Annotated in this window: 13 protein-coding genes; 6 read left to right on the top strand and 7 right to left on the bottom strand. The window is 72.7% G+C overall.

Going from position 1 to position 14,514, the window contains the following annotated elements; all coding sequences use genetic code 11:
- The first annotated feature begins 137 nt into the window (after positions 1-137).
- On the top strand, positions 138-869 hold the full coding sequence (locus ABS772_RS24385; protein WP_350397268.1) for a RibD family protein: 732 nt from the start codon (positions 138-140) through the stop codon (positions 867-869).
- Between the two features lie 33 nt (positions 870-902).
- Here ABS772_RS24385 and ABS772_RS24380 read toward each other — a convergent pair whose 3' ends face one another.
- The 3 genes from ABS772_RS24380 to ABS772_RS24370 form a co-directional block, all read right to left on the bottom strand.
- The gene (locus tag ABS772_RS24380; RefSeq protein ID WP_350397267.1) at positions 903-1,400 is read right to left on the bottom strand and encodes a hypothetical protein; all 498 of its coding nucleotides are present in this window, start codon (positions 1,398-1,400) and stop codon (positions 903-905) included.
- A 305-nt stretch (positions 1,401-1,705) separates the two neighbouring features.
- Complete coding sequence (locus ABS772_RS24375) at positions 1,706-2,731, bottom strand: alpha/beta hydrolase (protein WP_350397266.1); 1,026 nt, start codon at positions 2,729-2,731, stop codon at positions 1,706-1,708.
- 162 nt (positions 2,732-2,893) lie between these two features.
- Positions 2,894-4,756 (bottom strand): ABC-F family ATP-binding cassette domain-containing protein, encoded by a 1,863-nt coding sequence (locus tag ABS772_RS24370; protein WP_350397265.1) that lies wholly within the window; start codon positions 4,754-4,756, stop codon positions 2,894-2,896.
- A gap of 159 nt (positions 4,757-4,915) precedes the next feature.
- Between ABS772_RS24370 and ABS772_RS24365 the strand changes: the two genes are divergently transcribed.
- The 3 genes from ABS772_RS24365 (at position 4,916) to ABS772_RS24355 (ending at position 9,038) form a co-directional block, all read left to right on the top strand.
- Positions 4,916-6,142, top strand: coding sequence for an acyl-CoA dehydrogenase family protein (locus tag ABS772_RS24365; protein WP_350397264.1), 1,227 nt, complete (start codon positions 4,916-4,918; stop codon positions 6,140-6,142).
- Positions 6,143-6,351: 209 nt separating this feature from the next.
- A complete protein-coding gene (gene mutL, locus ABS772_RS24360; protein ID WP_350397263.1) occupies positions 6,352-8,343 on the top strand; it encodes a DNA mismatch repair endonuclease MutL in 1,992 nt (663 codons plus the stop codon).
- A gap of 80 nt (positions 8,344-8,423) precedes the next feature.
- Positions 8,424-9,038 carry a Uma2 family endonuclease gene (locus ABS772_RS24355; RefSeq protein WP_350397262.1) on the top strand — a complete coding sequence of 205 codons (615 nt, stop codon included), beginning with the start codon at positions 8,424-8,426 and terminating at the stop codon, positions 9,036-9,038.
- An 84-nt stretch (positions 9,039-9,122) separates the two neighbouring features.
- Here the strand turns inward: ABS772_RS24355 and ABS772_RS24350 are convergent, their stop codons facing one another.
- The 4 genes from ABS772_RS24350 to ABS772_RS24335 form a co-directional block, all read right to left on the bottom strand.
- Positions 9,123-9,626, bottom strand: a complete 504-nt coding sequence (locus ABS772_RS24350; protein ID WP_350397261.1) for a hypothetical protein — start codon at positions 9,624-9,626, stop codon at positions 9,123-9,125.
- 110 nt (positions 9,627-9,736) lie between these two features.
- On the bottom strand, positions 9,737-10,234 hold the full coding sequence (locus ABS772_RS24345) for an Hsp20 family protein (RefSeq protein WP_350397260.1): 498 nt from the start codon (positions 10,232-10,234) through the stop codon (positions 9,737-9,739).
- Between the two features lie 405 nt (positions 10,235-10,639).
- Positions 10,640-11,326, bottom strand: a complete 687-nt coding sequence (locus ABS772_RS24340; RefSeq protein ID WP_350397259.1) for a protein-L-isoaspartate(D-aspartate) O-methyltransferase — start codon at positions 11,324-11,326, stop codon at positions 10,640-10,642.
- A complete protein-coding gene (locus tag ABS772_RS24335; protein WP_350397258.1) occupies positions 11,298-11,456 on the bottom strand; it encodes a hypothetical protein in 159 nt (52 codons plus the stop codon). The genes ABS772_RS24340 and ABS772_RS24335 overlap by 29 nt, the downstream gene beginning before the upstream one ends.
- Before the next feature lie 118 nt (positions 11,457-11,574).
- Between ABS772_RS24335 and ABS772_RS24330 the strand changes: the two genes are divergently transcribed.
- Together ABS772_RS24330 and ABS772_RS24325 are read left to right on the top strand one after the other, a co-directional pair.
- The gene (locus tag ABS772_RS24330; protein WP_238256496.1) at positions 11,575-11,901 is read left to right on the top strand and encodes a cupin domain-containing protein; all 327 of its coding nucleotides are present in this window, start codon (positions 11,575-11,577) and stop codon (positions 11,899-11,901) included.
- A 161-nt stretch (positions 11,902-12,062) separates the two neighbouring features.
- Positions 12,063-14,291 (top strand): glycosyltransferase family 2 protein, encoded by a 2,229-nt coding sequence (locus ABS772_RS24325; RefSeq protein WP_350397257.1) that lies wholly within the window; start codon positions 12,063-12,065, stop codon positions 14,289-14,291.
- The last annotated feature ends 223 nt before the right edge of the window (positions 14,292-14,514 follow it).

Below are 14,514 nucleotides of genomic sequence, written 5' to 3'. Positions count from 1 at the left end.
GATCCCGCGACGTCAGCCTATCCGGCGCGGGCGTCTCCGGCCAAGCCGGCGGCGCGTCGCCGCGGCGGTCCGCCCTGGCCCGCTCGGGCGGCCGGTCTAGTTCCGCCCCCATCATCGAGAGCAGGAACCCGGAACCCATGGCCGACACCGCGGAGCGCCCTTACGTCCTGTGCCACATGACGACCTCGGTCGATGGGCGCATCAAGGTCCGGCGCTGGACCACCATCGACGCGGATTCCCACTACGAGGAGGTCCACAAGCGCCTCGGCGGCGACGCCTGGATGTGCGGACGCATCACCATGCAGGGCTACGCCGACAGTGCGAAGCCGCTCGCCTCGGAGCCGCCGGACGGGCCGGTGTCGCGCGAGGATCACGTCGCCCGCACCGGCGCGCCCGGCTACGCCGTGGCGCTCGACGCCCGCGGCGCGATGGATTGGGGCGCGCGCAACGACATCGAGGGCGATCACGTCATCGTGCTCACTACCGGCCAAGCCTCGGACGACCGCCTGCGCCGGCTCAAGGCGGGGGGCCAGTCCTACATCCTGGCGGGCGAGCGGGAGGTCGATTTCGCCCTGGCGCTGGCCAAGCTGAAGGCTCTGTTCGGCATCGAGCGGCTGCTGGTCGAGGGCGGCGGGCGCATCAACGGCTCGATGCTGAAGGCGGGGCTCGTGGACGAACTGAGCCTGCTGCTGGCGCCGGCCGTCGACGGCGTGATCGGCACGCCGGCCCTGTTCGACGTCGAGGGCGGGGAGGACGCGTCCATGGGCGCGCGCCGCCGCCTCACCCGCACCGCCTGCGAGCCGTTCGACGACGGCACCGTGTGGCTGCGCTACCGGATCGAGGCGGTGTCGCCGTCGTCGGGCGCCTGAGCGGAGCCGCCCGCGCGTCGGCGTGACGGTGCCTCAGTTCTCGGACCTGCGGCGCGGAGGCGATGCCTCGTCCGTGCCGCTCGCCCGGCCATGCTCGGCCATGTACGTCCGGACGATCTGGCCCAGCGCCTCGCCCGCCGAAGGACGAGCCGGTTGCGCCCGGCGCCAGCGTTCGATCGAATCGACCAGATCGCGGGTCAGGATGGTGTCGAGGCGCGGCGCCGGGGCAGAGCCCCCACCGATGCTGAGGCCGAACCGCGACAGCGTGAACGGCAGCTCGCCGCCCTGCGTCAGATACAGCGTCACCGGGACGGCTTCTCCTTCCACCAAGCGGTTGAGCACCGTATGGGCCGCATCGAGCGGAAGGCCGAAGCCGGTCAGAGCCTCGGCGAGGCCGACGGGCCGCTCGATCGGAGCGCTGGCCCTGAGAACGACCTCAACGGGGATACCGGAAGGCAGGCGGTCTTCGGCCGCGCTGAGGCCCTGTTCCCGTCGTTCTCTGAGCGCCTTCAACGACAACTGCATCGACATCCGCCTCGGTTCGGATCGCGGCCCCAATGGCGTTCAGGCCGGCACGGCCCAAAGCTCCTCTGGAAAGTCCCTCGATGTGCGCCTCGCGAAGGGTGAGCGTGCGGCCCCTCCACTCCAAGCGGCAGAGGATTCGGACTTGTCCGGCCGGCGTCTCGATCTCGATGAGCGCCGTGTCGGCCTGTCCGACCTCGCGGATCGTGATCGAGACGGAGCTGGGTGGCCACATGCGGCGCTCATGCCTCGCCTTCCCGTGTCTACAACAGAAGTGGGTCGGGGAGTAGCGCGGTCGAGCGGCCGTGAGGCGTTCACGTCACCGGATCGGTGGGCTGGGCTCCGTGAACAGCGAGAAACGCGTCGTAGGCATCCGTCACCGCCGCGCGATCCTCGAAATGCGGGAAGGCGCCGGTGGGGAGCCGTCGGATCGTCCAGTTCGGGCGGCCCGCCACCTCGCCGACATGGCGGTAATCGACGAAATCGCCCCGCGCCCCGTGCACCATGAAGACCGGCAGCGTCTGCGCCTCGTAGACCCGCGTGGTGTCGTCGGGGAACAGGTAGCCCGCCAGGAACGAGAACGGCGCGTGCTCGGCCCCCGGCTGGTGGGCCGAGAGCTGGTCGTAGGCGAGCAGGCCCTCGTCGATGGCGCGGCTGCCCCAGGTCTTTTCCAGGAAGAAGCGCATGCTCGGCCGGCTCACCAGCGCGTCGAAGAGCGGGCGGCCCCAGAGCGGGAAGGCGGCGAGCTGGCGTGCCAGCGGGTTGCCGCGGTGGGCGTCCTTCGGCCCGCGCCCGGAAAGGCGGGCGTCGAAGCCGGTCGGGCTGATGAGCCCCAGCGTCGCGAACAGGTCGGGCCGCTCCAGCGCGGCGCGGGCGAGATAGGCGCACGGCAGCGAGAGCGCGATCGCGTCGAGCGCCGCGCCGCCGTGGCGGCCGGCGATCTCGGCCGCCGCGTCGAGGATCGCGTCGGTCATCAGCCGTGGCGTGTAGATCCGGTCCGCCCGCTCCGAGAAGCCGAAGCCCGGCAGTTCGAGCGCGTAGACCGGGCGGCTGCCCCGGTAATGCTCGTAGAGCGGCTTCACCTCGTAGGCGTTGGCGGCCGCGTTGATCGAGTGGATCAGGAGGAGCGGCCGACCGCCCTGCGCATCCGCCGCGTAGAGGTTCACCCGGCCGGCCCGCGTGCGCAGGGTGCTGCGCCGCCCCGGCAGGGCCGGGGGCAGAGGGCCGGCCCGGTTCAGCCCGAGATGGCTCCAGGCGATCCAGGCCCCGGCCGCGGCGAGCGGCAGCAGGGCGAGGGCCTTGCCGCTCCGACGGGTCACGGGATGGCTCGTGCCGCGCATGGTTCCTCCGCTCCGACTTCGCGTCCGACAACGCGGGGCGCGGGCCGGCGTTGCCGGGTCCGACGACCGGCGGTTGACGACGCGACGGCCATCCGCGAGGCCGCGGCCGGCGCTCGCGCGGAAGCCAGCCTGAGCGCAGGCCCTGGCAGCCCCGCTTCGGCCTCAGGCCGCCTCGATCTCTCCGCTCACCTCCAGCCACTCCTCCTCGGCCTTGGCCAGCGCCTCGGCGGCCTCGGCGCGCATGCGGGCCAAGTCGCCGGCCTTGGCCGCGTCCTTGAGGAAGGCGGTGCCGTCGGCGAGCGCCGCGTCGATCTTCGCGATCGCCCCCGACAGCTTGGCCATGCGCGCCTCGATCCCGTCGAGGCGCTTCTTCAACGGGGCGAGCGCCGCCCGCCGCTCCACCGCCGAGCGGCGCGCCTCGGCCCTCTGCCCGCCGGTCCCATCGCCAGAAGACTCCGCCCGCTCCGGGCCGGCCAGCACGAGGCGGCGGTAATCGTCCATGTCGCCGTCGAAGGTCTTCACCGAGCCGTTGCCGACGATCCAGAGCCGGTCGGCGCAGGCCTCGATCAGGAAGCGGTCGTGGGAGACGAGGATCACCGCGCCCTCGTAGTCGTTGATCGCCTCGACCAGGGCCTGGCGGCTCTCGATGTCGAGGTGGTTGGTCGGCTCGTCGAGGATGAGGAGGTGCGGCCCGTCGAAGGCGGCGAGCCCCATCAGCAGCCGCGCCTTCTCGCCGCCGGAGAGCTTTTCCACCGGCGTGTCGGCTTTCGAGGCCGGGAAGCCGAGGCGGGCCGCGGCCGAGCGCACCTTGGCCTCGGGGGCGTCGGGCATGCGGTCGCGGACATGGGCCACCGCGCTCTCGGACGGGCGCAGCTCGTCGAGCTGGTGCTGCGCGAAATAGGCGACCTCCATCTTGGAGGAGCGCTTCAATTCCCCCGCCAGCGGCGGAAGCCGGCCGCCGATCAGCTTGCAGAAGGTCGACTTGCCGTTGCCGTTGGCCCCGAGCAGCGCCACCCGGTCGTCGGGGGCGAGGCTGAGGTTGAGCCCCGAGAGCACGACCCGCTCGCCGTAGCCGGCCTGCACCCGCTCCATGGCGACGATTGGCGGCGAGAGCGGCTTTTCCGGGCTCGGCAGGTGGATCACCGGCGCCTCGTCCTCGAGGAGGGCGGCGATCGGCTCCATCTTGGCGAGCCGCTTCATCCGCGACTGGGCTTGGCGCGCCTTGGTCGCCTTGGCCTTGAACCGGTCGATGAAGCTCTGGAGATGCGCCCGCTCGGCGTCCTGCTTGGCCTTGGCCTTCGCCTGGAGCACCCGCTTCTCGGAGAGCTGGCGCGAGAAGCTGGTGAAGCCGCCGCGGTAGATCGTCAGCTTGCCGCGGTCGAGGTGGAGGATGTGGTCCACGCTCGTGTCGAGCAGCTCCCGGTCGTGGCTGATGATGATCGCCGTGCGCGGGTATTTCTCGAGGTAGTCGTAGAGCCAGAGCGTGCCCTCGATGTCGAGGTAGTTGGTGGGCTCGTCGAGCAGCAGCAGGTCGGGCTCGGAGAACAGGATCGCCGCGAGCGCCACCCGCATCCGCCAGCCGCCGGAGAAGTCCGAGCAGGGCCGCGCCTGGGCGGCCGCGTCGAAGCCCAGCCCGTGCAGGATCGCCGCGGCGCGGGCCGGGGCCGAGTGGGCGCCGATATCGACGAGCCGCGTCTCGATCTCGGCCCGGCGCAGGCCGTCGGCGGTCTCGGCCTCCCGCATCAGCCGGGTGCGCTCGAGGTCGGCGGCGAGCACCACCGCGTGCAGGGTCTCGGGGCCGGCGGGCGCCTCCTGCGCCACCGCGCCGATGCGCATGCCCTTCGGCACCGAGACCGCGCCGGCATCGATCGGCAACTCGCCCAGAATCGCCCGGAACAGGGTGGTCTTCCCCGCGCCGTTGCGGCCGACCAGCCCGACCCGGGCGCGATCGGGGATCGCGAAGGTCGCGGCATCGAGGATGACCCGCTCGCCGATGCGGTAGGTGAGATCGTTGACGCGCAGCATGGGCGGCGTTCTGGGGGCGGGCGCGACCGAGCGCAAGAGCGGCGTCGCAGCGGCGGCTCTCCTCCCTCTTGTGGGGAGGGGAAAGTGCCGGGACCGCGAACGTTTTGCCAACTTGAGCGTTCGGCTCCGACGAACAACCGCACGTTACGGGGAGGAGTCATGGGCCGATCGGACTTCAAGGCGCCGCGCCCGCCGGAGCTGCTCTCGCCCTGGCGCACGGAGAGACGCGTCGCCTTGCAGGAGGAGGCCCGCGACTTCGCCCGCGACGTGATCCTGCCGCTCGCCGACGAACTCGATCCGCAGAAGGGCGAGATGCCCCGCTCGCTGATCGACGCGATGGCCGAGAAGGGCTGGTTCGGCATCACCATCCCCGCCGAGTATGGCGGGATGGGGCTCGGCGTGTTCGAGTACTGCCTGATCTCGGAGGAACTCGCCCGCGCCTGGCTCTCCACCGGCTCGATCCTCGCCCGCGGCCAGGGCCTCGGCACCCAGACCCTCGACGACGAGAGCCGCCGGGCGCTGCTCGCCAAATCCGCCAGGGGCGAATGGATCGGCTCGATCGCGCTGTCGGAACCCACCGCCGGCTCGGATCTCGCCGGGGTGCAGACCCGCGCCGTGCGCGAGGGCGACGAATGGGTGCTCACCGGCACCAAGCGCTGGGCCGGCTTCGCGCTGGGGGCCGACTTCATCGAGGTGCTGGCCCGCGTGCGCGACCCCGAGCCAGGCGAACCGCGCTCCGCCGGGCTCGAACCCTTCCTCGTGGTCAAGGAGCCCGGCACCTTCCCCGAGGGGATGACCGGCACGGTGATCGACAAGATCGGCTATCACGGCTTCCTCACCTACGAGCTTCGGCTCGACGGCGTGCGGGCGCCCGAGCGCGACCGGCTCACCGGCCTCTACGGCGACGAGGGGGCGGACGCCGATTCCGGCGGCTTCGCCTCGGTCCAGCGCGGCCTCAACATTGCCCGCGTCCACACCGCCGCCCGCGCGGTCGGCGTGGCGCGGGCCGCGGTGGAGGATTGCACCGCCTACCTGCAGGAGCGCGAGCAGTTCGGCCAGCCGATCGGCCAGTTCCAGGCCCTGCGCTTCGCGCTGGCCGACATGGCGGCGGAGGTGGCCCAAGCCCGCGCCTACTGGCAACAGGTCGCCCACCTCCTCGACGAGGGCCTGCCCGCCGAGAGCGAGTCGGCGGCGGTAAAGCTCCTCGCCACCGAGATGGCGGTGCGGGTGACGAACCAGGCGATGCAGCTCCACGGCGGCAACGGCTACACCACCGAGCGGCGGATCGAGCGCTACTGGCGCGACGCCCGCCTCACCACGATCTTCGAGGGCACCAGCGAGATCCAGCGCCGCATCATCAGCGACCGGATGCTGCCGCGGGGGTGAGCCTCGTCGTCCCACCCAATGCCTCACCCTGAGGTGCGGAGCGAAGCGGAGCCTCGAAGGGTCCTCCGGCGGCCGCTGCGATTCCTAGAGCATCCTTCGAGGCCCGCCGACGCGGGCACCTCAGGATGAGGGTGAGCGGGGAAGGGTTGTTCGCAAGCGCAGGCCTTCGCCTATCGGGCGGTTGGCAAGCCTCCTATATTTCGCGAGCCATGTCCGCCGCCCCCGACTTCTGCGATCCGCCGCGCGCCGCCGTCCGCCGCCTCGATCCGATCCTGGTCGATCGCATCGCCGCGGGCGAGGTGGTCGAGCGGCCGGCTTCCGCCGTCAAGGAGCTCGTGGAGAACGCCATCGATGCCGGCGCGCGCAGCATCGAGGTGGCGATCGAGGGCGGCGGGCGCCGCCTGATCCGCGTCGTCGACGACGGCATCGGCATGGGGGCGGAGGATCTGGCGCTGGCGGTGGAGCGCCACGCCACCTCGAAGCTGCCCGACGGCGACCTGACCCGGATCGGCTCGCTGGGCTTCCGCGGCGAGGCGCTGCCCTCGATCGGGGCGGTCTCGCGGCTCACCCTCACCTCGCGCACCGCGGACGGGGAGGGGGTGAGCCTGACGGTCGATTCCGGCGCCAAGGGCCCGGTGCGCCCGGCACCCGCGACGCGGGGCACCCGCATCGAGGTGACCGAACTCTTCGCCGCGACCCCGGCCCGGCTGAAATTCCTCAAATCCGACCGGGCCGAGACGGCGGCCGTCTCCGAGATCCTGCGCCGGCTCGCGGTGGCGCAGCCGGGCATCCGCTTCACGCTGCGGACCGAGAGCGGCAGCCCGACGGTGTTCCCCGCCGAGAGCGAGCCGGGTCCGGCGGCGCTGCTGCGCCGGCTCGGGGCGGTGCTCGGGCCGGACTTTCCCGGCAATTCCGTGCCCGTCGACATGGCCCGCGAGGGTTTCGCGCTTCAGGGCCATGTCGGCCTGCCGACCTTCCATCGCGGGGCGGCGAGCCACATCCACTTCGTCGTCAACGGGCGCCCGGTGCGCGACCGGCTGCTGCTCGGCGCCGTGCGCGGAGCCTACGCCGACACGATGAGCTCCGACCGGCACCCGGTGCTCGCGCTCACCCTCACCTGCGATCCCGCCCTCGTCGACGTGAACGTGCATCCGGCCAAGACCGAGTTGCGCTTCCGCGAGCCGGGGCTGGTGCGCGCACTCATCGTCAGCGCGATCCACGACGCCCTGCGCCGGGCCGGCGCCCGCTCGTCCAGCACCGGCACCCAGGCCGCCCTCGACGCCCTGCGCGCGGGCGGCGGAAGCCCGGGCTTCGGCGGCCTGGGAAGCACCCCGCCGATGGCGGCCGGCGCGGGCCGGTTCGCCGTGCATTCCGGCGTCTCCGCCGCGAGCGCCCTGAGCCCCCGCCCGGCGAGCCGCCTGTTCTCCGGCCCCTCGGTGGCCGCGCCCGCGGGCTACCGCGCCCCCCTGCGTCCGGCCGACGAGGCACGCGCGGGCTTCGCCGAGACGCCGCAGGCGCTGTTCTCCGCCGGCCTCGCCCCGCCGGGCGCCGACCTGCGGCCCGAGCCGGAGACGATCCCGGAGGCCGAGACCCATCCGCTCGGCGCCGCCCGCGCGCAGATCCACGAGACCTACATCCTCGCCCAGACCCGCGACGGCATCGTGCTGGTCGATCAGCACGCCGCCCACGAGCGTCTGGTCTACGAACGGCTCAAGCGCGAGCGCGCCGGCGGCGGCGTGGCGCGGCAGGGCCTCCTGATCCCCGACGTGGTCGAGATGGCGCCCGAGGAGGCCGACCGCCTCGTCGAGGCCGCCCCCGAACTGGAGCGGCTGGGCCTGAGCCTGGAGGCGTTCGGCCCCGGCGCGGTGCTGGTGCGGGCGGTGCCCGCGGCGCTCGCGGGCGGCTCGGTGAAGGGGCTCGTGCTCGACGTGCTCGACGCGCTGGACGCGAGCGGCGTCGAGGAGGGCGGCCCGGCGGGCGAGGGCGATCCCGACCCGGTGAGCCGGCGCCTCGACGCGCTCCTCTCGCGGATGAGCTGCCACGGCTCGATCCGCGCCGGCCGCCGCCTCAAGCCCGAGGAGATGAACGCGCTCCTGCGCGAGATGGAGGCGACCCCGCTCTCCGGCTCGTGCAACCACGGCCGCCCGACCTTCGTCACGCTGGGCTTGGCCGAGATCGAGCGGCTGTTCGGGCGGCGGTGAGGCGCGAGCCGACGGGCCGCTCCGACTTGGCGCGGGCCGGCCGCGTGCGGTAGCGTCGGCCCAGACGGGAGAGGCCCGGCATGGCAGAGTCGGCACGGCGTCGCTGGACCATCGAGGAATTCTTCGCCTGGCAGGAACGCCAGTCCGACCTGTACGAACTGGTCGGCGGTCAGCCTCAGCTCATGGCCGGCGCCAAGAACGTGCACGATGACATCGTCGTCAACATCCTCACCGAACTGAAGAACCAGACGCGCGGCTCCGGGTGTCGGCCGTTCACCGGCGACGGCGCGGTTCAGACGGGCCCCTCCCAGATCCGGCGGCCGGATGTCGGGCTCGATTGCGGGAACCGCAAACCCGGTGCGTTCACGGCGGCAGGGCCACGGCTCGTCGTCGAAGTCCTGTCGCCGAGCACGCGCGATTTCGATGCGATCGACAAGCTCGGCGAGTACAAGGCGGTCGATGGCCTCGACTCCATCCTGTTCGTCGAGCCGAACCAACCCATCGTCCGGCTGTGGTGGAGGGGGACGGACGGGTCGTGGTCGGCGAGAACCATCGAGGGTCTCGATGCGGAGATCGACCTGCCGCAGATCGGGGTCACCCTCCGCATGGCGGACGTCTATGACGGCGTCACGTTCCCGCCGACGCCGCGGCTCGTCGTCGAGGACGAGGCCGCGGCGCTGAAATCCGGCCGCTGAACGCGTCGTCCGCGGCAGGTCACAGGCGCTTGAGGAAGCGTTCGGCAGGCTCCGCCCTTGCGGGCACGCCAGCGGGCGCCGGAGTTAGGCCGGAATGCCGAGAGCCAGGGCCGCGGCGCTCGGCGGCGTCCGCGGACGTGGCATCCGCGCCGCCGGGCAGGGCGGCGGATCGTCGTCGTCGTCCCGGCGCCGGCGAAGGAACCGGTGCAGGTTCGAGAGCCGCCGCGGGCGCCGGGGCAGGGGCCGGCCTCCCGGCTGGGCCGGTTTCGCCGGGGGCGCCTCCCAGTCGAGCGTGCCGAGCGCGGCGAGGACGGCATCGAGCGGCACCGGCTCGGCCCTGAAGCCGGCGAGGCAGCGCAGCGCGGGGGCGTTCTCCAGGGCGCAGGCGTCGGACGCCCAGGACGCCAGGATCGCGCGCTTGTCCGCGCGGGACAGGAGCGGGTGGGCCAGCACCTCGCGCGGGTGGCGGAACACGTCGCCGGGGGCGACGCGCGCCTGCCACGCGTCGAACGAGGCGGCCGGGGTGCCGGCCGGGTTCACGGGTCCGGCGTTCACGGGGCCGGAATGGCCGAAAGAGGTCTCCATCATCGTCACGGGTCATCTCCCTGAAGGCACGGGGTTCGCGTGCGAAAAGGAAGGGATCCCCGGAAGCGCGGGCCTCCGGGGATGTCGGCTCGTGTTATGGGTCGCGCGTCGGGTCAGGCGGCCTTGGATTGGCCCGTGGATTGGCCCGTGGACCGGTCCGCGCCCTGAACCGGCGCGTTGTCCTGCCCGGCGGCGGCCTGGCTGCCGCCGATGGCGATCCGGCGCGGCTTGAGCGCCTCCGGCACCTCGCGCTTCAGCTCGACCGTGAGCAGGCCGTTCTCCAGGCTGGCGCCGGTGACCCGCACGTGCTGGGCGAGGTTGAAGGTCTGGCGGAAGGTGCGGCCGGCGATGCCCCGGTGCAGGTACTGACGCTCGCCTTCCTGGGCTTTCTTCTGGCCCGCGACGAGGAGCGCGGTGTCGTGCTGGGTCAGCTCGATCTCGTCGGGCGCGAAGCCGGCGACCGCCATGGTGATGCGGTAGCCGTCCTCGGACACCTTTTCGATGTCGTGGGGCGGCCAAGCGGCCGAGGTCTCGGCCTGGTCGAGCAGGGAGAACAGGCGGTCGAAGCCGACGGTGGAACGATAGAGAGGAGCGAAATCGAAGGTCCTCATGACCACATCCTCCTGGGAGCAACGTGATGACGAGGGCCGCCGGACACCTGACGTCCGGCGCCCACCATGCGAGCCCGTTCGGGCCTCGCACGCGCGTAAACGTGGTCAAGCGAACCGGGTTCCGGCTTTGCTCGAAATTTTTTGCGATCCGCTATCCAATCCACGCACCTGCCGGATCCGAGGCGGCAACCGGAGGCTCACTCAACACGTCCCGTACTTCACGATCACGAATGCGATGGGGGCGAGCGCGAGGTCGTGATCCTCAGAGTTCTGCACGACAGGATGGAACCGCGGCTGAGGCTCACCTCCGCGACGGCGGCAGAGGGGACCGCGGACGAAGCCTCGCACGGGCGTTGAGCGATCGAGCGCGGCGTCGCGACGATCCCTGAGCCCTTCCACGCCTCCTCACCCCGCTTCCACCGTCCCCACGCCCCGCAGCAGCGGCACGAACGAGACCGGGCCGAGATCGGTCCTCTCGAACCGGTCCGGCCCGCGCCGGGTCAGGCGCAGCAGCGTCTGCCCACCGGGCGGCCCGACCGGGATGACGAGGCGGCCGCCGTCGCGAAGCTGGTCCTTCAGCGCCGGCGGCACGTCCGGGCCCGCCGCCGAGACGAGGATCGCATCGAAGGGCGCCGCCTCGGGCCAGCCCGCCTGTCCGTCGCCGACGCGCAGATGCACCGAGCCGAAGCCGAGCGCGGCGAGGCGGGCGCCCGCGGCCTCGCCCAGGGCGGCGTGGCGCTCGATGGCGAAGACCTGCGCCCCCATCCGGGCCAGCACCGCCGCCGCGTAGCCGCAGCCGGCGCCGACTTCCAGCACCCGGTCGCCGGGCCGCAGGGCCAGCGCCTCGATCATCAGGGCGACGATGTAGGGCTGGGAGATCGTCTGGCCCGCGCCGATCGGCAGCGGCCCGTCGCCGTAGGCCGCCGCCGCGAGGTCGGCCGGCACGAAGGCCTCCCGCGGCACGGCGCCCATCGCTTCGAGGACCGCGGCGTCGCGCAGGCCGCGGGCGACGAGGTGCGTCTCGACCATCCGGGCACGGGCCTCGGCACGGTCCGGCACCGCCTCACTCCGTGCCGGCGCCGTCCGCCTCATCGTCGGACGATTCGTCGGCGGGCGGCGCGGGGGGCAGATTCGGCGGCGGCAGGCGGCCGGGGCTCGGCGGCGTCGGCAGGCCGGCATCCTCGGTGGCCGGCGGGGGCGGCGCGGGTTTGGTCTCGGGCATCGATCCGTCGCAAGCTGCGGCGGCGCGGGGCGCGCCGCCTTCCCCGATTCAACGCCGGACGCGCCGCGCGGTGTCCGGCCGGCTCCGGCGGCGCCCCTCGACCGGGAGAGACCTCGACATGACCGCCTGTCCCAACCTGTTCGCCGGCCTGCCGGCGCACGCGGATGAGGAACTCTTCGAGACGCTGCTCGCCGCCCCCGGCCTGCGGATCGAGCGCATCGTCTCGACGGGGCAGGCGAGCCCGCCGGGCTTCTGGTACGATCAGGACGAGGACGAGTGGGTCGCGGTGCTTCGAGGCAGCGCCGAACTGCGCTTCGCCGACGAGAGCGCGCCGCGGCGCCTCGCCGAGGGCGACCACCTACTGATCCCGGCCCATCGCCGGCATCGCGTCGAGCGCACGCAGAATCCGACGATCTGGCTCGCGGTTCACCGCGCGCCGCGCTAGCGCCCAATCCGCCCTGACGGCATCGGGCCGGTGGCTGTAGAGCATCGTCCCGAAAGCCGGCAACCACCTTTCGGGACGATGCTCTAGACCTTTGTTCCGACGCGCATTCCGATGACGAACCGGTTGCCACTTCGGCGAAATGCGCTCTAACGCCTGTCCCCATGATCGCGTGCCGCATCGAACCGAAGGGACAGGTCGAGCCGGAGGGGGAGGGCGTCTGGCGCTCCACCGGCTCCGACCCGCAATTCCGCCTCACCCATCCCCGCGGCGGGCGGCTGTTCCCGCTCCGGCTCTCCGCGGGCTGGGTGCGCATCCGGGCCGACCTCGAGGGGCTCGGCGCGACAAAGCCGGTGCCGCTCCTCTACGTCGATGACGGCTCGGGCTTTCGCGAGGACGAGGCGGTTCGCCTCGAGATGCGGGAGGACGGCGGGATCGACGACCTCGTGCGCCTGCCGCGCCGGGTGCGGGGCCTTCGCCTCGATCCGCTCGCCGCCAGCGGGCGGTTCCGCCTCGCGCGGGCGACGCTGGAGCCCCTGCGCGGCCCCGCCGCCGCGCTCGCCGTCGCCCGCCGGCTCCTGGCCCGGCTGCCGGAGGAGGAGAGGGGAGGCCGAGCCCTGCTCGGGCGTCTCGCGCGCCTCGCCCTGAGCCGCCCGCCCGCCGCCCTGTGGCGGGCCTTCTGGGACAGCGCCCGGCCGCGCCCTGCGGCGGCCTCCTACGCCGCCTGGATCGAGCGGGTCGAGCGCCCGGCCCTGCCGTCGCCGGAGGCGATGCGGGCGGCGATCGACGGGTTTCGGGTGCGGCCGCGCATCTCCATCGTCATGCCGGTCTACAACACGCCCCGGCCCTATCTGGAGGCGGCGCTCGCCAGCATCCGCGCGCAAGCCTATCCCGATTGGGAGCTGTGCCTCTGCGACGACGCCTCGACCGCCCCCCACGTCGCGCCGATGCTCGACGCCCTGGCGGCGGAGGAGCCGCGGGTTCGGCTGCATCGGCGGACGACGAACGGCGGCATCGTCGGGGCGAGCAACGACGCCCTGGCGCTCGCGACCGGCGACTGGATCACCCTGATCGACCACGACGACACGATCCCGCCGCACGCGCTCTTCGCCCTCGTCGCCGCCCTGAACGAGGATCCGCAGACCGATTTCCTCTACTCCGACGAGGACAAGATCACGATTGCGGGCGAGCGCTACGAGCCGTTCTTCAAGCCGGACTGGTCGCCCGAGACGCTGGAGGCCTGCATGTACACGGCCCATCTGGCGCTCTACCGGCGGGACATCGTGACCCGGATCGGCGCGTTCCGGCCCGAATGTGAGGGCGCGCAGGATTACGACTTCGTGCTGCGCTACACCGAGCACGTCACCCGCGTTCGCCACGTGGACCAGGTGCTCTATCACTGGCGGGCGATCCCCGGCTCGACGGCCCAGGCCATGGACAACAAGGGCTACGTGGTCGCCGCCGCCGTGCGGGCGCTGGAGGACAGGGCGCGGCGAACCGGCGGGCTCGACGTCGTGCGCCCGACGGCGTTCGCCGGCAGCTTCCACCTGCGCCGGCCCCTGGCCGGGCGCCCGCTGGTCTCCATCGTGATCCCCACCGCCGGCCGCGACAGCGCGGTCCGCGGCCGCACCGTCGATCTCCTGGCCGCCTGCCTCGCGAGCCTCCGCGAGCGGAGCACCTACGAGGCGATCGAGATCGTGGCGGTCGACAACGGTGACCTGCGGCCGGCGACCGGGGCGGCTCTGGAGCGGTTCGGCGCCCGCTCCGTTACCTGGGACCGGCCCGTCTTCAACGTCGCCGCCAAGATGAATCTCGGGGCACGGGCCGCGACGGGGGAGGTGCTCGTCTTCCTCAACGACGACATCGAGGTGATCAGCCCCGACTGGATCGAGGCGATGCTGGCGCTGCTGCAGATCCCCGGCGTCGGGGCGGTCGGCCCCAGGCTGCTGTTCGAGACCGGCGAGCTGCAGCATGTCGGCGTCACGGTGATCGACGCGACCCCCGACCATCCCCGCCGCTCCTACCCGCGGGAAGACCCCGGCCACTTCTTCTCCACGGCCGGCAACCGCAACTACCTCGCGGTGACGGGAGCCTGCGTGATGGTGCGGCGGGCCGATTTCGAAGCCATCGGCGGCTTCGACGAGGACTTCGCCGTCAACTACAACGACGTCGATCTCTGCCTGCGCCTGCGCGAGCGGGGCCTGCGCAGCGTCTACTGCGCCGAGGTCGAACTTTATCACTACGAGAGCCGCAACCGGGCGCGCACCGTCGCGGCGGACGAGCAGGCCCGCTTCCGCGCGCGCTGGGCGGAAGCCATCCCGAAGGATCCCTATTACAGCGAGTGGTTCGAGGCGCTGCCGCCGACCTTCGAGCTCGACCCGGCGCGGTTCTGATCTCGGGTTCCAGTCGGGTTCCCCTCTCCCCGCTGTGCGGGGAGAGGCCGGCCTGCATCCTGTCGTGCAGGCCGGGAGCGGAGGCGAAGCCAGAGCGAGGGTGAGGGGGCGGCTCAGGAAGAGGCTCCTCCGGTCGAGCCCCCTCACCTCCGGCTGCCGCCTCGCTTTGCCGACGACAAGGTCGGCAAAGCCCTCTCCCCGCGTGCGGGGAGAGGGGATGCGC

Origin of the sequence: Methylorubrum podarium (assembly GCF_040270385.1) — a bacterium.
GTDB lineage: Bacteria > Pseudomonadota > Alphaproteobacteria > Rhizobiales > Beijerinckiaceae > Methylobacterium > Methylobacterium podarium.
The sequence above is the reverse complement of the archived record's forward strand: the minus strand, read 5'-3'. Positions and strand labels throughout refer to the sequence as shown.